This window comes from Microcoleus sp. N9_A1, assembly GCF_036701795.1.
Lineage (GTDB): Bacteria > Cyanobacteriota > Cyanobacteriia > Cyanobacteriales > Microcoleaceae > Microcoleus.
On sequence record NZ_JAUBRI010000039.1, the window covers coordinates 36,930 to 61,444 of the forward strand.

The window sequence follows — 24,515 nt, forward strand, 5'->3', positions numbered from 1 at the left end:
AAAGCAGCGATGACAGAAAATAATCAAGAATCTGGTTCCGTGGATGTGTTTGGCGTCGGCAATGCCCTTGTAGACATCCTAGCATTGGTAGAAGATGGATTTGTACTCGATCGCGGGCTGAATCGCGGCGGGATGACGCTGATGAATTCGGAAACGCAGGGGGGGATTTTGCACGATTTAGAGCACAATTCGCTGCAAATGCGATCGGGCGGTTCGGCGGCAAATACGATGATTGGTTTGGCTCAGAGCGGCGGTAAAGCGTATTATTCGGGGAAGGTTGCTAAGGATACTAACGGGGAATTTTACCGCCAAGATTTGCTGGCGGCGGGGATTGATTTTAACGTGCATCCTGCTGAGTCGTCGCAGGAGCCCACTGGTACTTGTGTAGTGCTGACTACGCCGGATGCGGAACGCACGATGTGTACTAATTTGGGGGTTTCTACTACTCTGGCTGCGACTGATATTGATGTCGATCGACTGGCTCACTGCAAGTACAGTTATGTTGAGGGCTATCTTTGGAGTGCTCCCGATCCGAGAAAGGCTAGCATTGAGACGATGGAACAGTCTAAGCGTCTGGGCGTGAAGGTGGCTTTTACTTTTTCCGATGGCTTTTTGGTCGCTCAATTTGCTGATGATTTTCACAAGGTGGTTTCGGAATATTGCGATGTAATTTTTTGCAATGCTGATGAAGTTCGCAGCTTTTTTAAGGAGGAATCTTTGGAAGAGTGCGCTCGGAAAATGAGCGAAATTTCCGATTTGGCTTTTATCACGAATGGGGATAAGGGCTGCATGGTGGTGGAGAACAAACAGATTGTGGATGTGGCTGGATTTCCCGTAAAGGCGATCGATACTGTGGGTGCTGGTGATGCTTTTGCTGGCGGTGTTTTGTTTGGGCTTACTAATGGTTTGAGTGCTACAAAAGCTGCTCGTTGGGGTAATTTCTTGGCTTCTAGGGTGGTGCAGATTCATGGGCCTCGGCTTGAGGGTTCTCAGGCTCATCTTTTGAGTGAGGTGATTTCTGGTTAGAAATTGAAATGGGCGATCGCACTTTTTGGATTAAGGGCGATCGCTCTTTTTTAACCACAAATAGGAGTGGTTTGAGTGCGTGGCTTGAGTGATTTTGAGATTATTTCCCTTCCACTTTCAGCCTGCTTCTTCTGCCAATTTGCAAACATGGCATCCAAGTCGTAGTTGAAGGACTTGGCGTGTTCTTCACGAATTCGGTGGATTTCTTCCACGAGCTCATCTTGCCACATAAATTCAACCTCCTAGTAGTTCGTAAGGCGTACAAATGATCGGTAATTGGTATCCAAAATCAAAACTAATTTCTGCAAGTTTTCTCTGAATTTGAGCGTTAGCGATATGCTTACAGTTCCATGTTAGCAGGTAATCTAAATCGTAAACGGTAGCTGTCGCAATATGAACCGCATCAGCAGCAGCTTTAGGCGGAAGATTGCTTCGTGTGAGAAATTGTCCTGCTAAGTCTCGTACAGCTTGATTGAGTTCCAGCAAGGGAAAGTCGCGAAGTATCTCCAAACGTTGAGTCGCAATCTCTGAGTCACCTTCTGCTATTTCGTCCAAAACAACTTGTGAGATGTAGAGCCTGAAGTTGCTTCGTCGAAATTCCCACCAATCTCGTGTTACCTCAATGTTTGCAGCTATAATCAGGTTTTTGGTGGCTCTGGCGGTGAGGTAGCCCAAAATACTGGTTTCGATGTAGACAGTTTCACTCATACATAATGGATTATCGCAAATTTCATGTTAACCATACCATGTTGTTTGTCTATTCCGATTTTAAGGGCGATCGCACTTTTTGTGTTAAGGGCGATCGCTCTTTTTAGCAACCGCAGATGAAGGTGGATGGATGGGGAGGGATTAAGGGCGATCGCTATTATTCAAAATTCCAACTTATCGAGCTTGTAAACATATCTATTTGGGCTATAATAGTATTATTTTTGAATCATACCTAATAAAAAATCATGACAACAACAGTAAGCGTAGAACACATTGAAATGACACCGGGAGTACGAGGCGGGAAACCCCGGATTGCTGGGACGAGAATCGCCGTACAAGACGTGATGGTGATGCACCTAAAAATGGGTTATTCTCTTTTAGAAATTGCCACTAAGTACGATCTGCTTGTAGCAGCAGTTTATGACGCTATGGCTTATTATTACGATCATCGCCAAGCAATTGACAGAGAAATAGCAGAAGATGATGCTTTTGTGGATGAATTTATGCGTCAAAATCCAGGTAGGTTACAAGCAAAAATAAAGGAATTAAAAGGTGAGCCGACGAATTAGGTTTCATTTAGATGAGCATATCGATCCGGACATTGCTAGGGCGTTACGTCTCTATGGCATTGATGTGACGACAACGGTTGAAGCAGGATTAAGGACTAAGATGGATGAGCAGCAGTGGTTGTTTATTCAACAGCAGCAGCGAGTGCTTGTCACTCAGGATCGAGATTTTCTAGTTATGGCTGGTATGAGTAAGGATCATCCTGGTGTGGCTTATTTTAAACAAGGCAGTCGTTCGATCGGACAAGTAATAGAAATGTTGATTTTGCTCTATGAAATTTACACACCGGAAGATATGGTCGGAATGGTAGAGTATTTGTGAGGGCGAAGGGATATTGCGCTTTTTGAAACAAGGGCGATCGCACATCAGAAGTAACGAGCTTTGGCCTTATTTTACAGATATTTTGACTTCCTTCTTTAAAGAGAATCGTTCTATTTCTAGAAATTCAAAATCGCCAAGATTAATGGGAAATTCTAGACAGTCTCCCCGATTAAATTGAGACAATAGCTTATACAGTTTAACACTGGCTTCCTGATTCCATTTAAAGGTTTGACAGAAATGCACATCGCCCTTGATTAACGGGATAGCCTGTCCCGAAGCTTGGGCTGTTTCTGCGGTCATGGTAAACTGATGCTGCTCTCGATCGAGCAATACGATCGTATTGAATGTTCCCAACTCGCTCGCTGGTTCTATTGAAAGCACTGTTATATTCATGGGATGCCTCAGAAAACTGCAATTTGATTCCAAACCTTTAAAAATTCATCTATATTCATTTTATACCTTGTTCCTTCCCAGGGGGCTCGAATTAGAACAAGTCCTGTCTGATCGAGACCGTGAACTACTACCATGTGTCCGACTCTGTTACCAAATTCTTTCATTTGAGCCATCCACGACTGTCCGGTATTTAATAACAGGTTAAAAGCTGCTAGAGGTGTTGATGTATTAATAAAACCAGCTTGCCATTGATGAGAAGTAGCCGGAGTCAGTTCGTTAAGGGCATTGGCAATTTCTTCAGCGGATGTGGGTGCTCCTGTTAAATTTTCATTCTTTGGCTTGTTCAATATTAGCAATTCCTCGATCTTTGAGGAGTATTTCAGCACTGGCAGGGCCACAAGATAGGTTACTTTGCTGTCTGACAACTCTGGGGTCAACAATTTCATCAATGACTGGCCAACGACCACCCGCTCCTAAAAGTGCTGGCGATTCCTCTTGAGGTTCGGGGGAACTGCTAGGCTTTGTGCTGATGAGGATGCTCCTGAGAAAAGGATAGGGGTTATCGATCGATTATAGATGGTGAGCTTTATTTTCACAAGGGCGATCGCACTTTTTGTGTTAAGGGCGATCGACCTTTTTAGCAAGCGCAGATGGATGAAAGGGCGATCGCGCCAACCGCATATGTAGGGGCAATCCCCCCGTGGTTGCCCTAGGCCAGGGCGGGCACGGGGGCACCGCCCCTACGTTGGATTGGGGGGGCATTCTTGGCACCGCCCCTACGGTAAAATTGATTTGACATCACAATGGAATTATCATGAAGTACGATGCTGCTAAACATCATCGGCGTTCTATTCGCCTCAAGGGATATGATTATTCTCAAGCGGGAGCTTATTTTGTCACTATCTGTATTAAAGATGGTTTACATACATTAGGAGAAATCTGCAATAGCCAAATATATCTGAGCGAACCAGGGATGATGGTGCAAACTATTTGGAATGAATTGCCATTCCATTATCCAGGTGTAGAAGTAGATGCTTCTGTGTTAATGCCAGATCATTTTCACGGAATCATTGTTTTGATGCCAGACAATATTTCTGGCGCTACTCCTAAGAAAGCCATGACATTGCCAGATGTGGTTCAACGTTTCAAATCGCTGACAACTACTAAATATCGACATGGTGTTGCGAACTTAGGTTGGACACCCTTTCCCAAAAAATTTTGGCAGCGAAATTATCACGAACATATTATTCGGGATGAGGAATCTTGCGAAAAAATTCGTGAATATATCCTCAACAATCCGATCGCTTGGGAAGATGAGCCTTTGCATCTAGAAAAATACCATCCCCAACCCGATATGTAGGGGCGGTGCCCCCGTGCCCGCCCGCAACCGTGCCCGCAACCCGATATGTAGGGGCGGTGCCCCCGTGCCCGCCCTGGCCTAGGGCAACCACGGGGGGATTGCCCCTACATCCGATCGACCTTGTTGTGGCAAACAGGGGCAACCACGGGGGGATTGCCCCTACAAATACTAGGGCTTTAGTGCATTACTGACATCCCCGAATATTCCTTCTAATTCCTGACCATTCATTAGCTAAATTAGATTGACTACTAGAAATTTTCCGACCCAACATTTGAGGATTTCTTTCATAGAAAATCAGGTCGGCTTTATAGTCACATATTTTTACTTTGTCGTTGGTGGTTGAAGGTGTACCATAATTAGAAAAGTTGGCTATTTCTTGAATAGACATCATACCGTTATAGGTGCGACCACCAATTACCCATGTAGGAAAACTATAAACCCCAGCTTTAGCGCACTGCGAATTAAACTCACCATCTCTACCATTGGGGGAGCATTCAATGTATTGAACTTGGCTGAAAACGTTTCCGAATAATTGCGCCTGCTTTCGAGTGTAAGGACACCAAGAAGCACCGTACATTTTAGCACCTGCTTGTTTGAGATGGTAGGCTAGAGATGCAGCGGTTTGTGCTGTGGCTGGTTTGACTAGGCTGGTACAATCTATGCCAATTGCACTGATTAGGGCTAGTGTTCCTAATATCTTGAATTTTAGTTTAATCATGATTCAATGTCTGTGAGAGGGTTGGGATTTAAGGAAGGTGGTTGTGGGGAAGTCTGGGTATTGGGGATTGTTTTAGAGGGCGATCGCACTTTTTGTCGTCAAGGGCGATCACTCTTTTTAGCAACCGCAGATGAAGGTGGATGGGGAGGGATTAAGGGCGATCGCACTTTTTGTCGTAAGGGCGATTCCCTTCGGGATAGCTTCGCTTCACGCCCTTTTTTGAACCATCGCTACTCAATATTGCGTTTTTTAATTTCTTCCTGACTGCGCCTAGTTTCTTCGGGTGACATAGCTCCTTCTACTTTAATTGTTGTATTTACTTTCTGCCCCGTTGGAACAAAAATACCAGTCACACCTAGAATCCCACTAGCATCGTAAGCAAAGGTAATTTCTACTTCCGAACCCTCGGGTGAAGGCGGAAGATTTTCTATCACTGCTGTTCCCAACTTTGTGCAATATTCTGGATCTTTATCTTCTCCTTCCAAAATTTTAATCTCTACAGCAGGCTGATTATCTCTAACAGTTCCATAGCTTTGTGATAATTTGCAAGGAATCGTACTATTTTTGGGAATAATTACTGAATTTTCTGGTACTCGACGGTCATTGAGACAGACGACTCCTAAGCTATGAGAGCAAACATCTGAAAATTGAGGCAAAACTGTATTGGGAGTAGGAATTGCCTGACCTGATTCAATCGCCAAGCTCTGAGCTAAAATTGCTGCACCTTGAGCTACAACTTCATCAGGATTAACGGTTTTCAGTGGCTCTTTGCCAAATAAAGTTGTTAGCCGTTTGCTAACTGCTGGTATGCGGCTTGAACCTCCTACTAAGAGAACATCATCAATTTGTTGTGGAGTTAAATTAGCATCCTCTAAAACTAACTCAATATTCGTTTCAGCGCGAATTATCAAGTCGTCAATTAAGTCTTCAAACTTAGCTTGAGTAATTTTAAAATTTGCTTGACGACCTTCTACATCAAGAGCAACCCGCGTATTAGAAGAGGAAGATAGCCGTTTTTTAGCAGCTTCTGCCTCGTTTCGGAGTCTTTGCTGACCAGCTAGAGAGTTTAAAGGATTGAATCCAGTTGCTTTTTGGAATTCTTCCTGAAAGTAAGCGATTATGCGATCGTCAATATCTTTTCCGCCGAGTTGATGGTCGCCGCCAGTAGCAATGACATCAATTTTTTTGCCATCAACTCGCATGATCGTAACATCAAATGTGCCACCACCAAAATCATAAACGAGCATAGTTTTATTTTGCACTTCTTGGCTGGCGGTAAATTCCATCGCCGCCGCAGTGGGTTCGTTAATAATTTGAAGTACGTTTAGTCCTGCAATTTCTCCTGCGGTCTTAGTCGCCATCCTTTTACGATCGTCGAAATAGGCGGGAACTGTAATTACTGCATCCCGAATTTTGGTATCTAGATAAGATTCTGCATCTTTTTTGAGTTTTTCCAAAATTAAAGCAGAAATTTCTTCAGGTCGCCAGTCCTTTCCCTGTTGGTATATCAGATAGTCATCGCCCATACGACGCTTGATAAATTGCACGACCCGATCGCCCTCTGAAACAGCAACATTTTTCGCAAAAGTACCGACTGGTATGCTCTTATCATCATCAAAAAATACAACTGATGGGGTAATTCTCTCGCCTTCACTATTAGGAATAATTTCAGCCTTGCCATCTTTCATGTAAGCCATCGCTGAAAATGTTGTTCCTAGATCGATGCCAATAACAGTGTTCATCACATAGCCTCCTATTGAGAATAAATTAGACAAAAATTACCAGTTTAGCTCTTCAGATTCCTCTTCAAAGCCAGTTGCAGCATCCAAGGCTTTAATAATCAATCCGTCAATAGTTTTTAAGAAAATGTTATTTTCTAAATCATCACTGACGACTTTTTGTAAAGTGTCTTCTCTGAGATTTTCCAGATACATATCTCGGAGACTTTGTTTAGCGTGAACCATCGCTTGAGCGATACAACTCTGGAAATCAAGCTTGAGTTTATTAGCAAGAAATTCATCTGCAATTAGTTGCATCACCTCCCGGTTTTTGTTCTTAAACGTTGTTTTGTAACCCTCTAATAAATTGTTGAGGAGATGGGAGGGAAGCGGACATATACAGACTAATTTTCTGATATATGCCAGTTTACCTTCTTGGGTTACTTCTAATAAAGCTGTAACTTCTGGTCGTTCTGTTTGGGGTTGACGAGTGAAGAATAAAATTGCAGGTTTATCAAAGGTATTTCCTTCATCTAACAATATCTCTATAAATCCTATGCGGTTCTCTAAACCAATATCAGTAATTTTACGCTCTATTTCCTGACATATTTTTTCTATGTCTAGGCATATTGAGACTTGAACTGGGTTTTCGATCGCCTGACCAAAGTCACTAATTCCTAGTAACATACCATCTGTAGTTAGCTGGTTCAGCAATTCTTCATTATTACTACCATATTTTTCTAACTTTCCGACAACCAATCGATAAGAATTTTGAACAGGAACAAAAATATCCTCACTTGCTAAGTTTAATTGCTCCAACGTAAACTTTACTGGAGATTCTAAACTATCTAAAGTTTCTGTTCTGAGGCTTAAATACTGACGCTCTACTTCAGCTAAATCATTGACTTGGTGATGATATTCCTGTTCTATTAACTCAATTTTTTGCTGAATAGATAGTAAATCAATTGACTCTCTAATTGTATCGCTAATACCTCTTAAAGCTACCTGTTGTTTTACTTCTGCGACATCTTGAAAAAATTCTAAGCGAGTCGAATTAGCAAAACTTTGAATGGCTTGACGTGCTTTTATGTTAGCAGTCTCTACTGATTGCATTTGCTTTAATTCATCCCATACTAAGGTAAACTCTCGATCGAGATCGCCTCGCATTAATTCTAATTGTTCGGGGTGTCTGTCTTGCAAGTCTGTTAGATATTCGATTAGGCGCGATCGCAACTCTTGACCTCTCAAACTAAAAATTTTTAAACTGTCGCAAATAGGATCAATTTCTTGAGTAATTCGCAAGCGATAATCCATAAAAAATTGGGCATAGTCAGATTGAGTAGCTCGCTCTTTACTGAGCAATTTTTCTACTTCCGCTGAGAGGCTTTGTTTAGCTTGTTGCAAACTTTCAATCGTTTGCGAAGAGTAATGATTGAACTTATCTCGCAAGCACTCAATTTGAGTTTGATAACGAGACATTAGCAACTGACTGTCACCCGCTAAATATTGCAATCCTTTAAGCAATTTAGCTCTCGAATTACCCACATTAACAGCTTCATCATAAGTTTTGGTAATTTCCGCAATTAATTTGACACTTTTAGCCAAAATCTCGGCAGCATGGACAATTCCTTGATAGCGACGTTGAAAAGCTGCTTCAATCGCTTTATAAAAATTATGGTTGTCGATGAAAGCAGTAACAGTTTTAAAGAAACCAGACCATTCTGGTTCTATCTCATTTTTGACATCTTCTTTTATGGAATCTTCGGGAAATGCCAAAGGCTTGAAGGTTACTTGATAACGGTTATGAAAAGATTGGACTAGATTTTGTGCGTGTTGGGTGGGAATAGAAAAGCCATAGTTAGCGATCGTATCAAATAAGGGTTGGATATCCCTAATATGGATTTTACCCACAGACTTTTTATATTCTGGCAGTAACGCGGAGGATATTTGGTCGTAGTATTTCTTGAATAAGATAGAAAAAAACATGACGCTCCTTGTAATGTGAATAATTAAACTCAGAGTGGGACAATTTATTAGCTATACGTTGATTACGAAGAGACTCTTTTCCAGTAGTATTTAGCTTCCTCTTCCCCATCAAACGGTTTTAACATAAATCTCATTTTTAGCCAAAAAAGAGGCTCTTTATTCTCTTTAAAGTAAATTACCGTTCCAGGACTGAATAGATTCTCAAGAGCTTTATAAAGCAAAGATCCTGTCCCTTCTCCTGTAGGAATTGCTTCTGTCCAGACAATAAATACTGTTCCATTTTCTTTGAATGTAGCAGTTATTCTGCCTTTTTGTTGACTATTTTTGTCCAAAGCTTCTATTCTAATATTTTCTTTATTTTTGATTTGCGAATTGTCAGTGCTATAAGCCAATACTGCGGGTTTTCGTTCGACTAATCTATAGCGATAGCGATAGCGTTTGTTTCGATTTTCTTCCTTGTTTAAAAAATCTAAATCATCTTTTAATCTCTTAGTTTGTGATTTCAAAAAATTAATTTCTGATTCTTTTTCGGCAATCATTATATTTTTTGCCATTGCTTGTTTGTTATCTGCTTTTCCTTGCAAAATCTTTGTTCTTTCTTTCTTAATTTTGTCAATATCATATTGATTTCCTTTAATCCACGCATCACACCTAGAAATTAATTCCTTAATCTGGGCCTCGACTTTATCAAGTTCTCCAAGCAGCCAGTCGTGTTCTGCTGACTGCTTATTATTGCCCTCTACTACATAACGAGTGATGGCAATACTTTTAATTCTTTGCAGAATTTTTCTGAGGTTGTCACCCAGGCTTTTCGTTTGAGATTCGAGATGAATCCTTGTAAATAATTTGTCCGGTGCCATAAAACTAAATTCCTCACTGAATTGATTTCCTTAAGTTTGAACAATTAAATAAACTAGACTGAGAAATCTATTTTCTGTTCTTGAAGAATGTTATCAAGCGAACAAGAGGCTAATTTATTGTCTACCCTATTAATTAATCACCATAAGCAGCACGATTTGCCTGCCTTTTCCGCTTGGCCTCTTCTATGCGTTTTTGCTGCTCTTTCTGGGCATTTTCAATAGCTTTAGCCTCATTTTCAGAAAAAGCAATTTCCCCTTGCTTTGCTTTCTCAGCTTGAGCAATTCCTGCCTCTACTACACCTGCTTTTTCAGCTTGCTTTTCCAGATTCTTAAGTTGGCTAATATCAGATTTATTGCCTTCAATTCCAGCATAGAGATCCTCGGATTCTTCGCTAAACTGTTCGTCAACTTCGTCAGCTTCTTCTACGATTTCTTCTTCTCTTTCGTCAATAGCATCTTGAAGTTGTTCGTTAGCTGCTTTCATCTCAGCCGTTGTATCAGAGAATGCCTCTCCTTCCAAACTTTCTAACATCTTTTTAGTTTCAGCAGCAAAATCAGCAACTTTAGTGGCTTTATCTATTGCCTCTCGGCTAGATTCCTTGATTTTGTCGCTTTCTTTCGTAAATTCTTGTTTGCTGCGTTTTTTAGGCATTTTTAGCTCCTTTAGATATGAATGAAATCAAATAAATTACCTAAGCTGTTTGCTCGTAAAAATTAACTAAGATATCACCAACTTGTTTCTGATAATTTTCACCCACAAATTGAAGGTTTATATCTCCTTCTTGTAACCCTTGTTTCAGCGTGTTAATTGCTTGATGCACTCCCAAACAAGCAGCTTCTGTAACACGTAAATTTTGCTGAGTTATTGTTAACTTAGATAGAGCCTTTTGAGTGGCAACATTAGACTGAATGGCATCATTTACACCTTGCTTGCAGCTAGTTATCCAAATGTTTTTAATTTCAGTATGAGTTACTTCTATTCGTTCATTCAACAGCACAATAAACTCTTTTAGCCTTTCGTTCAATAAATTTAGTTGGTTGACTTCTGGTTTAAGAGAGTGAGATATTTCTAGTAGTTGTTCGCCATTAGTTAATTCTGGTAAGCAACTTTGATAAAGAATATCTAAGCGACTGCAAACATCCTTTAGACATTGACTGACTTTTTCTTGATGTAAAGAGTTTTTAGCCGCGATCGCAACCTGATAAAACTCCTTATTCTTCACACACTCTACTAACTCCTCATCCGTAGGTGGTTCCTCAATCCCATAAATTAACTTAGTATTAGGTTCTTGAATGCGGACTGGTTTGTAAGTCCCTTCCATAAACAGATAAGCATCCCCCGGACTGGATCTTGCCAAATCCTCCGATTGAGTACCAGTCAAAAGCATGGACTGTTGGAGAATTTCGCGATCGTCACCTGATACAGTTCTATGAGCTAATTTGACGTTGGTATTTTTAATTACTTCTGGTGAAACCGCGCTAGGTAACTGATCGGCAATTATCATCCCTTCTCCCAAAGCTCTCATTTCTGCCAACATTTTGACAATGTATTTGGTAGCTTCAGCCTTGGGATTAGATGCACCCTCATCTCCGCTTGATCGAGCATCAGTACCAACAATGTTGTGCGCCTCTTCAATTACCGTAATATGTTTCAATGGACTTCCAGATTTACGTGTGACCCGCGCGTATTGTCGCAGGGTTGCTAAAATAAACATTGTCATTAAATTAGCTTGCTCCTCATTCAAAGAATCCATCTCCAAAATCACCGGACGTTCCATTAAAGTTGCAATATCGGGAACTGAGGTGCGAGTATTTAGCATACTGCCAACGCTACGCCGCAGTAACCCACCAATTCTGACTTCCAAAGCGGTTTTGAGGTCGCTTTTGATATCAGATGAATATTGTTTAGCATCCAAAATTTCTGTGATTTCTAGATAGAGTTCTTGCATAGTGGGAAATTCTCGTTGTTGGTGCATCCCATAGTCGGCGGTATCTTGGGGTTGCCATCCAAGTTTTGCGTAAACTTGCTCGATCGCCTCTGCAAGTAAAGCAGGCATCGGGCCAAACAACGGTAACGCCCCTTTAAAACAAGCCTCTAAAGTTGAGATATGTTCATCTAAAGTGGTTTTGCCATAAAAAGCAAAAGGATTAAATCTAAAAGGACAAACTCTTTCATTTCCCAAGCTATATATTAACAAATCAGATTGCATTTTGTAAATGAATTTTTCTACATTTCTGGCTTTTATATATTGACTTGTAATTGGATTGGACTCGCGCTTTAATTCCTCTTCTTTATAAGCACACTTTAGCATAGCGCGATACTCCGTTTTGGCAGGCTCAATTACTAAAAAGGGAATCCCATGTTCAGTCCAAAGTTGAAATAGTAAATTCAAGACTGCTGTTGTTTTCCCAGAACCCGGAACCCCACAAATAAAAACGTGCTTGTTAAAATTGTTCAGCGGGACTAAAGCCTGATTTTGAGATTTTCCTGCTTGCCATCCTAATAAAATAGCATCTTGAGACTGCGCTGATTTTAAATCGGTTTCCTTGGGAATGCCGCTAAATACTACTACTGAATCGGGAATAACCACCTTAAAACAAGCCTGCGCTTCCTCAACTGTAAATAACCGATGCAGCCGCCTAAACTTGAACCAGGTACTGTTGTCAGCAACCGAGTTCCAGTAATCAGTCCAAATTGCTTCAGGGAATATGGTTCCTAGTTCGACTGATTGTATGGCTTTGGCAAATCGCGGATCGTTTTTGCCTATTCCAATTTCTCGATACAATGGTTGTTCGCTAGATTCTACCCAAAACTCATTCAATAATAGACTGGCGGTGAATTGTTCTTCGGCTAAAACTCTCAGGGAAAATTCATACAAACGACGATTTAGCACCGCCTCTCGTAAATCCTCAAATAGATCGAGTGTTCTTTTGGCGATCGGATCGATAGGCTTATCTTTCCTTTCTCCAGAAACCTGTGAAGTTTCTGATTCATAGGATGTGATCGAGTCCAAACCTCGAAGTAGAGTTTCTATGGACTTCTGTTCTGTCTCTATCAGCATAGTGGGTTTAATGGCAATCTCAACCACTACTCTTTTCTGGTAAGATTCAATTTGAGACACAAAGCCTACTAAATTATTGTCATCATTAGGTTCAAAAGGCTGGATGCAATAGTAATAGGAAGGACTGATAATTTTATCTTCTTTGTTCTTTCGAGGAGCAACCGTGGGCTCTATTTTTTCTTCTTGCTTAATTCCAAAACAAATAAATTTTACCCAATTTAAATCTAAATGTATGGAGCCGACGATTTTTTTGACTTCATAAAAATCTTTCCAAAAAGAACTTTCAAAAATTTTTAAAATTTGTTCTAAATCCTGTTGTCCTAGAGTATCCTCAAAATTAACTCTCACAAAAATTGCTAATTTAAGGTCTTGATGTGGTTCATCAGGATTATAACTATAAACCAAACTACAAGTCAGGGGATATTGATTGGCAATATTATGCAGCGTGTAGAGGAAATTACCTTGCATCTCTGATAGACGCGATGCCGGATCGTCGCCATACCGAGCGTGATATTCTGTTTTTTCCAAATCCGGCAGATGTGTGACTCGATAAACTAAGGTTGACATAATAAATTAATTTTTGGTACTTGACTTTGCTTGATTTGTAGAGATGTTTATGTAACATCTCTACAATTTTTTGTGATCCCCCTAATTAAATTTACTGTTAGAACCAATGATATTCACCAAAATTCATCACATCATTCTTGTTAGAAGCTACAACTGTAGTTTGTGCTATTTTCTCATGCATAAATAACGCCGAACCAAAAAAGGTTGGCATCAGTTCTTTACTGGTAACGAAGAATAAATCCCAGAAAATTCTGAGACCGATAAACATCATTCCAATCGTCATACCAATGGCTGCACTAACACCACTTCCCATTTGTCCCAGATGTCCGAACATGGAAAACACAATGATTAGACCAAATACCAAGTAAGCTAAAAAGAAATTAAACGGTTTAATCATGGCTCTAGTAATTAACTGACCTAAGCTGGGAAGTCTCTGCTCGTCACTGACAATTTGCATCCCTAATAGACGTTTAATGAGGTCTTGCCCGCCATTTTTATATGCTAGCCATACCCAAGAATAGCCCCAAATTGCCAAGACAACTATGGCACCCCCAATAGTAGCTAACTGATTAGTACCTCCGTCAATAGCCATTAATGCAAATCCAGGAGAGGCCAAAACTCCATCAAGTGCAAAGCCAAATAACCGATAATAAAAATTCACTCCCAACCACCGCCTTACTTGTATTGAGTTATCACCGATAAATTCCGAAAACTCAATATTACCGCTTACTAATTTTTGTGCATCATCAAAATTTAGTTGAATTTCTTTCAAAATTTTGCGAGCTTGTCCTTGTTTGCCCGAATTTGCGAGTTCAACCACTTCCGATATCCTTTCTGCCGCTCGGTCATGAATTACAACTGCCATAAAATATTTCGCCGTTGAATTAGAAGGCTCTTGGCTCAATACTCCCTTGATCAGTGCTTCTGCATCTGCCCAAATTTCATGACCTATGTAGATACTAGCTAAATTTAATTTGTAACCATAATTATTCGGTTCTAGTTGAATAGCTCGATTAAGCTGAAGAACTGCTTTATCCCATTGCTCATCAGCGGCTAAGTATTCACCAGCATCAGCATACAATTCAGCTTTTTGCGGATTACACCGAATTGCTTGTTCGGCTGCATTGACAGCAGTTCTGTACTCTTTACTATAGTAATTAGCACGGGCATATACTTCCCAAGCTAGATAGTCATTGGGAGTATGTTTAACTAATTTTTGACCGCCTTCTACTGCATCCAGATAACGCCCCTCATCAATTAATTTCCATAGTTCTTGCAAGGTTGGTATAGCTGGTCCGTATGGTTGGGGAGGGTTAGTACGTTTCCAATTGGCTAATTCTAGATCGTACTCAGCCTTAGCATCAGGATCGAGAAGTATTTTTCGAGCTTTAGGAATTAAAGCTTGGCGCTGTTCAATCTCCTCACGTTTTTCGTGAGTAGCAGTATTAATACGACCTAGGTTGCCACGAAAAGCATCATTTAGTGCTTTTCGGAGTCTGTCAGTGTCCCACTTAGGGTCGAGACTTAAAAGTTGGTAGTAGTCAACAGATACAGCCATTGATAATCTCCTCAAAAATATAGTTACGTCAAAACCAGCAAAGCCCGCCTTGCAAGCCTTCCTATATATCTCTCAGGGCCTTCCTCTGCTTTTTATGCAGTTCGCCCAGTTTTTGTAATAAAACTTTACATTGCTCCAACAGCAGATAAGCTGTATCCCCGATCGCCCGCCAGATGCACCGTCAAACGTAGCTGACAGCCAAACACATCATTTCACAATACTCCACAATCCTGAATCTGTATAGGCTTAACGGCTCACCATTTGGCTCAACATCAAAGGCTCACTTGGCTCATTTGGCTCATTTGGCTCACAAAATCATGTAATATTCTTTACTAAGGCATAATTTCCGTAGAGGAATCGCAATGGCAGGTTTGCTCAGAGCATCCGAAGAAGGGCTAAAAATCATTGACATGGTAAGACGCAATCTCGGATGGAATAAAGCAGATGAGCTCTGGTGTCAGGCTGCTCTCACTTCAAAAGCAACTTTAAAGCGATTTTGGACACAGCAACCAATTAGACGAGAGACTTTTATACACATTTGCAAAGCTGTAGGTGTGAAAAACTGGCAAGACATTGTTGCGCGAGAAATTCAGGAACCAGAATTACTATCAGCCGCGATCACAGATATCCCCCTAGACAACCAAACCGATCGCACTTTCCCCCTCCCAGAAAACTTACCCCCCGTCAGAAATTGGGTACAGCGCACCAAAGAACTCGATATCTTAAAAACTACTATCATTAACTCAGATATCACCGCCATCTCAATTGTCGGATTACCGGGAATCGGAAAAACCAGCCTCGTCAGCCAACTAATTCGCCAACTCCACACAGAAAATACCCCCTTCACCTGCGCCGCTTGGCAATCCTTGCAATCCGCAACAGGCAAAGCACCCCCCTTCGATCGCACAATTGACTCCCTGCTATTCACCCTCTCCAACGGCGACATTACCGCAGCCGTCAACGCTCAAAATGACTGTGGCAAAAAAACCGAAAATCTGCTCAAAATCCTCAGAGAAAAACCTTGCTTGCTCGTTTTCGATCGCGCCGACACACTTTTGAAAGCAGGAGAGGCAAAAGCGGCGGGTTATTTCGCCGACGATTGTGCAGAATATGCTTGGTTATTCAAACAACTATTAGAAACAGAACATCAAAGCAAAATTATTTTCACCAGTCGCGAAAGCTTAGCCGAATTGCCGTCAACAGTCACCCGCGAAATCCAGCTAAACGGATTGGATCGAGATGCCGCAGTTGCCCTATTGCAATCTTTTAATCTGACTGCAAATCCAGAAGAATTAGCCGAAATGTGCGATCGCTATTCTGGACATCCCAAAGCCTTACAACTCGTCGCAGCCTTGATTCGAGATGATACCGAGTTTCAGGGAAATGTCGGGATTTTTCTGCACCAGAGAGACTGGTTGCTGATTCGAGATATTGAAAGAGCGATCGATGAAATGATAGCACGTCTGGGCGAAGGCGAGCAAACTTGTCTCAGCCGAATTTCTGTCTATCAAACTTCAGAATATCCGCTATCTTTTGCAGGAATTAGCGCTCAAATGCCAGAATTTAGCAAGTATGAACTTAAAGAAAATATTATTCAAGCACTCAAGCGCCGACAATTGCTATATTACGATCGCCATCTCAAATCCTATCACTTGCATCCGCTAGTCCGAGAAAAGGGCGAGTACCTGCTAAATCAAAATCCCGAAAGTTTCCGTACCGCCCACAGCCAAGCTTATAGTTATTATATCAGTATTCCGCTCAAACCGGAATCGGAATGGCAAGATATCGAGGATATTAAGCCCTTAATTAGAGCGCACTATCATGCCTCTCAAGCACAAGATTTAGATGCAGCAAATGCGATTATTTCTGAAGTTTGTGAGTATTTGCGGCAGTGGAATTGTGCAGAGTTAGTATGTGCAAATCTACAGTTGCCATTGTTAAAGGAAGTAAAAAATATTAGCCTTTCAGAGGCGGGCAAGATGCCCACCCCACAAGAAAATTAAACTCTTGTGGAACGGGCATCTTGCCCGTTTTCTTAGTCCGCGAAGGCGGACTTTGTATGTGTAGTCGCGGTTTCAACCGCCGATTTTATCAACTTCTACTGCTGGAATAAATGCCTCTTTCTTGAAGTTGCTGCATAAAAAACTCTTCCAAAGAAGGCTTAGCCAAATTCATCCCAATTAGCTGCCCTCCCGTCGCGCTCAGACTAGAAATAAACTCCTTCGGTTCGCCCTGCAAATGACCGTACCACAAATCATTATCAACTTCCATATCCGGTATCCATTTTTGCAGGATATTCAAGTGGCCGCCCCTACCTTCAACCCGGTAAGTTTCAGTATTTCCGAGAAGTTCGTCGATCGCACCAATACAGATTAACTCACCGCGAGCCAAAATTGCCACCCGATCGCAAATCTTCTCCACATCCGACAGTACGTGCGAATTAAAAAAAATCGTTTTTCCTTGATTTTTTAGCGATAAAATTATCTCCCGCATCTGATAGCGCCCCATCGGATCTAAACCAGACATCGGCTCATCCAAAAATACCACATCTGGATTGTTAATCAAAGCTTGAGCCATGCCGATCCGTTGCAGCATTCCCTTAGAATACTGGCGCAACTGTTTTTTGATTGCCGCCGATTGAGATAGCCCAACTAAGTCTAACAAATGCGGAATTCGCTGCCGCTGAATCGAGCGGGGAATTTCAAACAAGCCCGCCGCAAATTGCAAGAATTCCCAGCCCGTGAGATAATCGTAAAAGTAGGGATTTTCTGGCAAATAGCCGACTCGCCGCTTCACGTTGCGATCGCCCAAAGGCCTCCCCAACAGCAGCCCCCTGCCAGAAGTCGGCCGCGCTATCCCCAGCAAAGTCTTCAGCAGCGTAGTTTTTCCCGCTCCATTCTGCCCTAACAACCCGAAAGTTTCCCCCTCAGAAACAGTCAGAGTGCAACTTTTGAGCGATTCTATTTTTTCGTTCATCCAGAAGCCGGTACGGTAGAACTTCCCCAGATTAAATATTTCCACCACTGGGGTAGCTCCGGGCATCTCGGTGGAAGTTGGCGCATCTATAAAAGGTTCCATTTTCGTCATCTAAATAAGTAGCACCTGATTATATTCTATTGCATAAGTTTCGTCATAATTGCTCTTTTTAATGTTAAACTAATCTTAGCTGCACTTAAAATTATCTGAATATGGATCGTTCAAAAATTATTGCTATTATCACCGGCGTGATTTCTATAATGCTAGCACTTGCCTACCTGCTACTCGTCACCATCCTGGACTTCCGAGGCGAAATGCTGCCCGCACCTCAAAGTCAGTTGCCAGTCTCCATGCCACTTCAGCAATTGGCTACTATTAATCTGACTTTGCCAGCACTGACGATTTATCCTCAATTGTGACACAAATAATACAGTTAAAATTCCGCAATTTCGCCAGTTTGTAGGGTGCGTCAGGGCAGAATGTTTTGACTATAAACTAATAATCCCCCCCTGACACACCCTACAATAACTACAGAAATAATCCAACTCTTGTGGGGTGGGCTTCTAGCCCGCCCGAATATGCAATTTAAATGCAGTACAGCTTAATACAAATGAATTGCTTTAATCATGTGATATGCAACTAGCAACTGCGTCAAAGCTAGCGGGTAACTTTGCAAAACTTCGCCAGTTGTGCCGATCAGTTTGCCAATTTCGGGATTGCCTTCGGTAGAACAAAATCCCCGCAGGTGCGGCATTTCGTTGCACAAAATCTTTTCCAGTTCGTTTACTTGCTCGCTGGTAGCGTGGGAGTCTACTTCCAAAACGTCAACCGGTTTGCCCATATCCCGATCGAGTCCCAAGCGAATTGCAGGTTTAAAACTCTCGCTGCCTCGACCTAAAATCTCAGTAAAATCAGGGTGAGGAATTGTCGGTCTGAGCACTAAACGGACGCTCAAATTCGATTCATTGTCCGCTTCTGGCGGGTAAAAACTAACTACAACGTCGGCCGATTTGCGCTGAGGACGAATGAAGTCTTCAGAGTCGGATTCCCGTTTTTTTATTTCTGCAAGCACCTGTTCTTCAGTATAACCGCGCTTCATGATATCGCGCTTAACTTTCCACTGAGTTCGCAACTCTTCGGGAGGAGCCAGATACACTTTTACGTCGTAAGAATCGCGGATTGTTCGGGTTGCGTAACCCAGCAAACCTTCAACTATTACAAATTTGCTGGGCTTGATGTATTCCGGCGGGTCGAATGTACCTGTCGTGTGGTTGTAGATGGGTTTGAGAATTGCTTGTCCGGTACGTAGCAGGCTGAGGTGCTGCTGCATGATGTCGAGGTAATTGCAGTCGGGATGCAATGCTGTGATTCCGATTTCGGCCCGCTGCTTTCTGTCGTAGCGATGATAGTCGTCAGTGCAAATCACAGTGACATTTTCTGGCCCCAATACTTGGGCAATTCCCCGCGTCAGGGTGGTTTTGCCCGCTGCGCTGTCTCCGACAATACCGAGAATAATTGGTCGATCGCTCATTGTTTTTACCCGGACGCACAATAGCAAATTTTGTTGTCAATCTTAAATTTTATCAAAATTGTGTTCGATCCGATCGCTCGGTTTGACTTGATCCCCCCGGAGTCTCCCCCATGTGTAAAATTATTGTAAAATTTCTTAATAAAATTCAACAAAGCATACTCAGGGAACATCTCATTGAATGATCGTAATTACCCAATTCTCAATTCCCTGTTTGCCCAATTCCCTGTTTGGCCCATTACCACTCATCGTTGCGTTTGTTGCTGTAAGTTTCCCAATCGTCGTATTGCGGCGGCTGATACAAGGATTCTGGTTCTATTTGTGGTTCCAATTCCGCTGACATTTCTAATTCTGGTTCCGATTCCTGCTGATAAATGTTCAGAGGTTCGACAACGCGGGCGATCGCATCTTTGACAAATGCTTTGACAAACTCGTCTTTCCGGTTTAACTGAAACTGCCTTTGCACAACTTCGGCGATGCCGCCGTCGCCCCAATCTTGGTCGTGTCGGAAATATTCAATAAAACTTTTGCCGGCAATTCTGGTTAAATAAGCGGCGCTGACTGCTTGAATTGCTTTGCCGAGCACAAACCCAGCTACGCTTAATTGCAGCGCCCTTGAAACTACTTGAATTACGCCTTCAACTATTCCCAAACTTGCTAGGGTTTTTGCTAGAGACAAGGCTAATTCTTTGGCGCGATCGATATTTAATTCGCAGCCGTAAATCTTGGCAATTTCTACTACCATTTGAGCGTTAACTGCTGCTGTCGCTAACAAATCCAAAACTGGCAAAGGCGTTACCGCAATTACTCCGGCTCCGATCCACTGAAATCGCTCTACTGCCTTATCAGCTTGCCGCCTTCTTTGAGCATCAATTAACTTGCGCGCTTGGTCTCCCAAGTGCTGAGATTGCAGCAAAATATTGTCTGCAATTAAGTCTTCGCCTTCGGCTCGCAAAATTGCAGCGATGCGCCGAATTAATGGCATCATATCCGGGTCTGGTTGAAATATTGTGCCACTTTCTAGTACAAATTTTTGCGGGTTGGCGCTAATTGCAACTACATCCATTGCTGATACAAAACCTTTGACTCGCTGCTGCAGCCTAGTGAGAATTTCATCTCTGTCGGTGTCGGGATAAAGGTCAACTTTATTAAAAACCACGATCGACCTTTTGCCAATTTCCGCCAAAGTCCGTAGCGGTTCGTACTCGGATTTTCGTAAATCGCCGTCCAAAACAAATAAGATCAAATCTGCCCTCGCCGCCAACTGCCGAGCCAATTCCTCTCTGTAAGTCCCCGCAACTCCCGCTTCCAAGATACCTGGGGTATCAGTAATTGCTAATTCGCGATCGATTCCTTTCAATTTCAGAGTGTAAGTTTCCCCAACTTCGGTAGTTCCCATCGGCGCGCCCACCTGTCCCGCCATCCGCCCCACCAGCGCATTGACAGCGGAAGTTTTGCCTGCAGAACCGGTGCCGAAAACAACTACTCGAACGCTGCCGCGAGCCATGCTAGCTTCAATTTCGCGAGCTCTCAACAGCAAAGCTTGCCGCGCTACTTCATCTTGAATGCGATCGACTTGTTGCCGAATTGCTTTGAGATTTTCCGAAGCAGCTTCACTTTTTACAACAGGAACCTTCGGAGTAATCGGCCGTTTTCCCTTAACTTTCTGAGGGCGTTGCAGCAGCCTAAAATAGTAAACCAGCGCAAAAATTAGGGTTCCCAAAAGTACAATTATCAGGAAAATCAGCAAATTAGCCAGCAGCGGAGAAGCAGACCACGCAACTTGACTGTAAAGCCCTGTTAAGGAACTCACCAGCCCAATAATCAGCCCCAGGGCGAGGCAGAAAGCAGCAATTAAGGTTAACAGGCGTGGCAAAGGCATGAGGAAAGCGGCAAATAAAAGGCTTGATGGTTTGATTTTTACATTTTCTTAAATCTTCTGATCTATAGTTTAGCAATCACAGCAAGGAGCAAAAATTATGGGACTATTTGACCAAATCTTAAGCGCGATCGACAATCCCAACCAACAAGCAAACCCCAATCAGTTGGGCAACATTCTCGGTGCGGTAGAGCAGTTGAGCGGCAACCAGGGCGTCAATACGGGTACGACTCAGCTAGCAATGTCGGTTTTGGGCGGATACGTGCGATCGGCATTGCAAGACGTGCGATCGCAGTCAGGAGACGCACAAGCTCAACAACTTGTCAACCAATTTAGCGGCACAAGTCCCAATCCGCAGGCGGTACAGAGTTTGTTCGGAGTCGGCCAACTGACGCAGATAGTGAACGATATCGCCCACAGAACCGGTTTGAATAATTCCACAGTGCAGGCGATGATACCTGTTTTGGTGCCGCTGGTGCTGAATTTGCTAAAAACCGGCAGCAACGCCCAAAACCCAGCCCAAGGCAGCAATCCCGTTTTGAATACGTTTTTAGATGCAGATGGAGACGGTGATGTAGATATTACTGACGCAATGTCGATGGCAAGTCGCTTTTTGAATCAGCGCTAATTTCCTGAGATTTTGGAGAGAGAGATTAACGGGCGATCGATCTAAATTGCGGAGTTTGACATGATGGAAAGTCTGCTGACATCATTAACACAAATTATACCTAAATTTGTGTCTCTTATACTGTTTTAGTGGAGTGACTTAGACTACCCCATCATCAGTTAAACTCTTGCTCTTTCTCTCTCTCTCTGGGAAATTTGAATTTGCATACGATTATATAAATCAACTTCAGGATCGGAATGGCTAATGCAAGCAACTAACGCATAACGCTGCATTTCGATTTCATCTGATTTTGCCCATTTACGATTACAACTGACAATTAGCGTCATGGGCCCGTCATCATATTTTGTTGATTGCGACGTTATTTCTACTTGTCCCCTTTGGACTGTTCCTTTCTTGCGAAGATTGGAGCTTGGAGACAATTTAACTTCAATCCCAGCCCCATGTTTTTTCTTTAACTTTCCTTTTGTATTGTCGGTAGACTCATCAGGAGAACTTGTCTTGCTAGCAGATTCATAAGCCGTCCTAACAATTTCACGATCGATTCCTTTAAAAAGTTCAAATTCCATTGTGACTCCTAGATATGAGTCTCCACGAGTTGGGCGAGTTGGCGGATCAAAGGCTAAGGTAATTGACAATCTACGAGTGCCTTTTACTTTGAAAAATTCAGGTGGCAATTGGGGGATTTCGTAAAGATGAAAATATCCTAATTTGATGAAAACATTATCTTCTGATAAAACAACGTAGTTTTCAGCAGAATACATTGCACGTTCTAAGTCAGCCTGTCCATAACCATAGATGGCTAACTGCTTTTTAATTTGTTTTGTATTTTCACTTTGAGACTGCTTCTTGTTACATTCAAATTCTGGCGGAATTTCTTTAGGAATAATCGCCGAGTTGACAATAAGCGCCCGAATGAGATTAGAACTGGCATTTGGATAGTTTGTGAAAAGTTGAGCAGCAATATTGGCAACACGAGGAGCTGCAAAACTTGTACCACTACAGATTTGAAATAAAGAACTTTTCAAATCTTTGGATAGAGTAACAACAGAAACTCCAGCTACATTATCTGGCAATACATTGCTTTTAGGTAAATCCAGACTTTCTCGATAACTAAGGTCTAACACCAAATCTCCACCAAAATCTACAACATCAGGCTTAATCATTCCATCGACCCCAAAACCAGTTCTAGTAAACGGAGACGGGTATCCTGATAGTTTTGCGATCGCCTGACGACGAACATCAGAAGGTTCTGTAATACTACCGCGACCAAATGATAAAGAACCTACGGTTATGGCAATTGCTGAAGTCGCTGGATCGATAATTCGAGCGCTCTTTTTCAGCAGATAATTTGGGTAATCAGTCCGTAGTTGCTCATCTGATTTAGCCTCTTCATAAAAAGCATTGCCTGCTGAAATCACAAAAACAATATTTTTATCTTGGTAGTCATAAGCAATTTCATCTATCTTCGCAGCTAATCGAAACTGCTTCAGCCCATCTCGGTAAATTTGGTGAGCGTTACCTAGCGATATATTGATTACTTTGCAATTGGGATACTGTTCAACAAAAGCACGAATGGCTTGATCGAGTTGAGTTTCTACAAGAAGGTCTTCATCATATTCGTTTTTTTCGTTTGTCACACGGGCCGAGAATAGCCAAGCTGTTGGATCGAATGAACGCTGTTTAATGCAGTTTTCAAGATTTCCATAGATAGCAATTCCAGCGACATTAGTACCATGTCCATTTACATCGTCAGAGCCACCTCTTATGAATTCCCTTTTCGCATCTGGGAATACTTCAGTTTCACCCAACACCGGAGCAATTAAAGGATGACCACGCTGTACACCGGAATCAATAACCAGAATACCGCAATTATCTTCAGGTGGGGCAACAACTTCGGGAAAATCAGAAATTGGCAGATTATAATCAGCATTTGTTTCAAATGCAGGTTGGGGAGGGCGATCGATTTCTTTAACGATTTTCTCTTCCAGCAAAAGCTCTAAAACTTCGTGGGTGACTTTAATCCGAGCAATACACAGATATTCACCTATGTAGCGATCGCTCATTCTCATAAGAGCAGTATCGCTGGCTAAGCTCTCTAGCACTTCGGCGATATCATCTAAATACTTTCGCATCTCTTTGCGATCGCCTGTGTGCCAAAGTTCCAAATCTAAGGCGGCAATTTCATCTAATTGTACAGGCTTTAGCTCCAACAAACGACCAATACGATCTTCACGTTCGAGGGGCACTAGCTCATCAATCGCTCCTAAATATTCATACTTCGGGCCATCTTGAATTTGACTGTAATTTTCTAACCGTCTCTTGAATTCAGTTAGCTGATTGTCGGATGAAAAGACAACGATGGCTTTATTCGGTTCACAAGCTAGTAAATTTAGTCCTGCTTGAGTCACCATGTCTTCTGAGAAATAGCATTTTTTAGCAATTTTAATCTTAAAAATTAATTTTGGATCGAGACGGAAGGGGCTGGCATTTTGCTTAATAGGCTCAATCAAGGTAGAGATTTGACCTAATAGCTGTTTGCCGTGTCCAGTAACATCAGTACGTCTTTGACCACCAAAACCACGAGCAGAGCGTCGAGGTGATTCAATGTTTACTATTCGGGGTAATTTCAGGTGATCGAACTTACTTACCATTATGATTAG

At 42.1% G+C, this 24,515-nt stretch carries 23 protein-coding genes; 8 read left to right on the forward strand and 15 right to left on the reverse strand.

What is annotated here, in order from left to right:
- Positions 1 to 9 precede the first annotated feature (9 nt).
- On the forward strand, positions 10 to 1,026 hold the full coding sequence (locus QUA58_RS18465) for an adenosine kinase (protein WP_333395186.1): 1,017 nt from the start codon (positions 10 to 12) through the stop codon (positions 1,024 to 1,026).
- Positions 1,027 to 1,076: 50 nt separating this feature from the next.
- On the opposite strand, the gene QUA58_RS18470 is transcribed toward QUA58_RS18465, so the two are convergent.
- Complete coding sequence (locus QUA58_RS18470) at positions 1,077 to 1,256, reverse strand: hypothetical protein (protein ID WP_333395187.1); 180 nt, start codon at positions 1,254 to 1,256, stop codon at positions 1,077 to 1,079.
- A 4-nt stretch (positions 1,257 to 1,260) separates the two neighbouring features.
- Positions 1,261 to 1,734 (reverse strand): type II toxin-antitoxin system VapC family toxin, encoded by a 474-nt coding sequence (locus tag QUA58_RS18475; protein ID WP_333395188.1) that lies wholly within the window; start codon positions 1,732 to 1,734, stop codon positions 1,261 to 1,263.
- Positions 1,735 to 1,979: 245 nt separating this feature from the next.
- Between QUA58_RS18475 and QUA58_RS18480 the strand changes: the two genes are divergently transcribed.
- On the forward strand, positions 1,980 to 2,303 hold the full coding sequence (locus QUA58_RS18480) for a DUF433 domain-containing protein (RefSeq protein ID WP_333395189.1): 324 nt from the start codon (positions 1,980 to 1,982) through the stop codon (positions 2,301 to 2,303).
- A complete protein-coding gene (locus tag QUA58_RS18485; RefSeq protein WP_333395190.1) occupies positions 2,287 to 2,622 on the forward strand; it encodes a DUF5615 family PIN-like protein in 336 nt (111 codons plus the stop codon). The genes QUA58_RS18480 and QUA58_RS18485 overlap by 17 nt, the downstream gene beginning before the upstream one ends.
- 66 nt (positions 2,623 to 2,688) lie before the next feature.
- On the opposite strand, the gene QUA58_RS18490 is transcribed toward QUA58_RS18485, so the two are convergent.
- Both QUA58_RS18490 and QUA58_RS18495 read right to left on the reverse strand, forming a co-directional pair.
- Entirely contained in the window at positions 2,689 to 3,015 is a 327-nt protein-coding gene (locus QUA58_RS18490) for a hypothetical protein (RefSeq protein WP_333395191.1), read from the reverse strand.
- A gap of 8 nt (positions 3,016 to 3,023) precedes the next feature.
- Complete coding sequence (locus QUA58_RS18495; RefSeq protein ID WP_333395192.1) at positions 3,024 to 3,461, reverse strand: papain-like cysteine protease family protein; 438 nt, start codon at positions 3,459 to 3,461, stop codon at positions 3,024 to 3,026.
- Between the two features lie 368 nt (positions 3,462 to 3,829).
- Between QUA58_RS18495 and QUA58_RS18500 the strand changes: the two genes are divergently transcribed.
- The gene (locus QUA58_RS18500; RefSeq protein ID WP_333395193.1) at positions 3,830 to 4,375 is read left to right on the forward strand and encodes a transposase; all 546 of its coding nucleotides are present in this window, start codon (positions 3,830 to 3,832) and stop codon (positions 4,373 to 4,375) included.
- A gap of 184 nt (positions 4,376 to 4,559) precedes the next feature.
- Here the strand turns inward: QUA58_RS18500 and QUA58_RS18505 are convergent, their stop codons facing one another.
- The gene (locus QUA58_RS18505; protein ID WP_333395194.1) at positions 4,560 to 5,093 is read right to left on the reverse strand and encodes a hypothetical protein; all 534 of its coding nucleotides are present in this window, start codon (positions 5,091 to 5,093) and stop codon (positions 4,560 to 4,562) included.
- Positions 5,094 to 5,099: 6 nt separating this feature from the next.
- Between QUA58_RS18505 and QUA58_RS18510 the strand changes: the two genes are divergently transcribed.
- Positions 5,100 to 5,357, forward strand: coding sequence for a hypothetical protein (locus QUA58_RS18510; RefSeq protein ID WP_333395195.1), 258 nt, complete (start codon positions 5,100 to 5,102; stop codon positions 5,355 to 5,357).
- Here the strand turns inward: QUA58_RS18510 and QUA58_RS18515 are convergent.
- From QUA58_RS18515 to QUA58_RS18540, 6 genes are all read right to left on the reverse strand, one after another.
- A complete protein-coding gene (locus tag QUA58_RS18515; RefSeq protein ID WP_333395196.1) occupies positions 5,324 to 6,835 on the reverse strand; it encodes an Hsp70 family protein in 1,512 nt (503 codons plus the stop codon). The genes QUA58_RS18510 and QUA58_RS18515 overlap by 34 nt on opposite strands.
- A gap of 36 nt (positions 6,836 to 6,871) precedes the next feature.
- Entirely contained in the window at positions 6,872 to 8,797 is a 1,926-nt protein-coding gene (locus QUA58_RS18520; protein WP_333395197.1) for a hypothetical protein, read from the reverse strand.
- A 62-nt stretch (positions 8,798 to 8,859) separates the two neighbouring features.
- Entirely contained in the window at positions 8,860 to 9,657 is a 798-nt protein-coding gene (locus tag QUA58_RS18525) for a hypothetical protein (protein ID WP_333395198.1), read from the reverse strand.
- A gap of 133 nt (positions 9,658 to 9,790) precedes the next feature.
- Complete coding sequence (locus QUA58_RS18530) at positions 9,791 to 10,309, reverse strand: hypothetical protein (protein ID WP_333395199.1); 519 nt, start codon at positions 10,307 to 10,309, stop codon at positions 9,791 to 9,793.
- Positions 10,310 to 10,349: 40 nt separating this feature from the next.
- Positions 10,350 to 13,286: a helicase HerA domain-containing protein gene (locus QUA58_RS18535; protein WP_333395200.1), complete on the reverse strand. Its 2,937-nt coding sequence runs from the start codon at positions 13,284 to 13,286 to the stop codon at positions 10,350 to 10,352.
- Positions 13,287 to 13,383: 97 nt separating this feature from the next.
- Positions 13,384 to 14,844 carry a tetratricopeptide repeat protein gene (locus QUA58_RS18540; RefSeq protein ID WP_333395201.1) on the reverse strand — a complete coding sequence of 487 codons (1,461 nt, stop codon included), beginning with the start codon at positions 14,842 to 14,844 and terminating at the stop codon, positions 13,384 to 13,386.
- 362 nt (positions 14,845 to 15,206) lie between these two features.
- Between QUA58_RS18540 and QUA58_RS18545 the strand changes: the two genes are divergently transcribed.
- Positions 15,207 to 16,847 (forward strand): NB-ARC domain-containing protein, encoded by a 1,641-nt coding sequence (locus tag QUA58_RS18545; protein ID WP_333395202.1) that lies wholly within the window; start codon positions 15,207 to 15,209, stop codon positions 16,845 to 16,847.
- Positions 16,848 to 16,935: 88 nt separating this feature from the next.
- On the opposite strand, the gene QUA58_RS18550 is transcribed toward QUA58_RS18545, so the two are convergent.
- Positions 16,936 to 17,922, reverse strand: coding sequence for an ABC transporter ATP-binding protein (locus tag QUA58_RS18550; protein WP_445301886.1), 987 nt, complete (start codon positions 17,920 to 17,922; stop codon positions 16,936 to 16,938).
- 110 nt (positions 17,923 to 18,032) lie between these two features.
- Between QUA58_RS18550 and QUA58_RS18555 the strand changes: the two genes are divergently transcribed.
- Positions 18,033 to 18,239, forward strand: a complete 207-nt coding sequence (locus tag QUA58_RS18555) for a hypothetical protein (protein ID WP_333247141.1) — start codon at positions 18,033 to 18,035, stop codon at positions 18,237 to 18,239.
- Positions 18,240 to 18,421: 182 nt separating this feature from the next.
- Here QUA58_RS18555 and QUA58_RS18560 read toward each other — a convergent pair whose 3' ends face one another.
- Together QUA58_RS18560 and QUA58_RS18565 are read right to left on the reverse strand one after the other, a co-directional pair.
- Positions 18,422 to 19,351, reverse strand: a complete 930-nt coding sequence (locus tag QUA58_RS18560) for a phosphoribulokinase (RefSeq protein ID WP_333247139.1) — start codon at positions 19,349 to 19,351, stop codon at positions 18,422 to 18,424.
- 235 nt (positions 19,352 to 19,586) lie between these two features.
- Positions 19,587 to 21,230: a GTP-binding protein gene (locus tag QUA58_RS18565; protein WP_333247137.1), complete on the reverse strand. Its 1,644-nt coding sequence runs from the start codon at positions 21,228 to 21,230 to the stop codon at positions 19,587 to 19,589.
- A 97-nt stretch (positions 21,231 to 21,327) separates the two neighbouring features.
- Here QUA58_RS18565 and QUA58_RS18570 point away from each other — a divergent pair, with 97 nt between their 5' ends.
- Positions 21,328 to 21,855 (forward strand): hypothetical protein, encoded by a 528-nt coding sequence (locus QUA58_RS18570; RefSeq protein ID WP_333395203.1) that lies wholly within the window; start codon positions 21,328 to 21,330, stop codon positions 21,853 to 21,855.
- A 158-nt stretch (positions 21,856 to 22,013) separates the two neighbouring features.
- Here QUA58_RS18570 and QUA58_RS18575 read toward each other — a convergent pair whose 3' ends face one another.
- Positions 22,014 to 24,506, reverse strand: coding sequence for a S8 family peptidase (locus tag QUA58_RS18575; protein ID WP_333395204.1), 2,493 nt, complete (start codon positions 24,504 to 24,506; stop codon positions 22,014 to 22,016).
- Positions 24,507 to 24,515 lie beyond the last annotated feature (9 nt).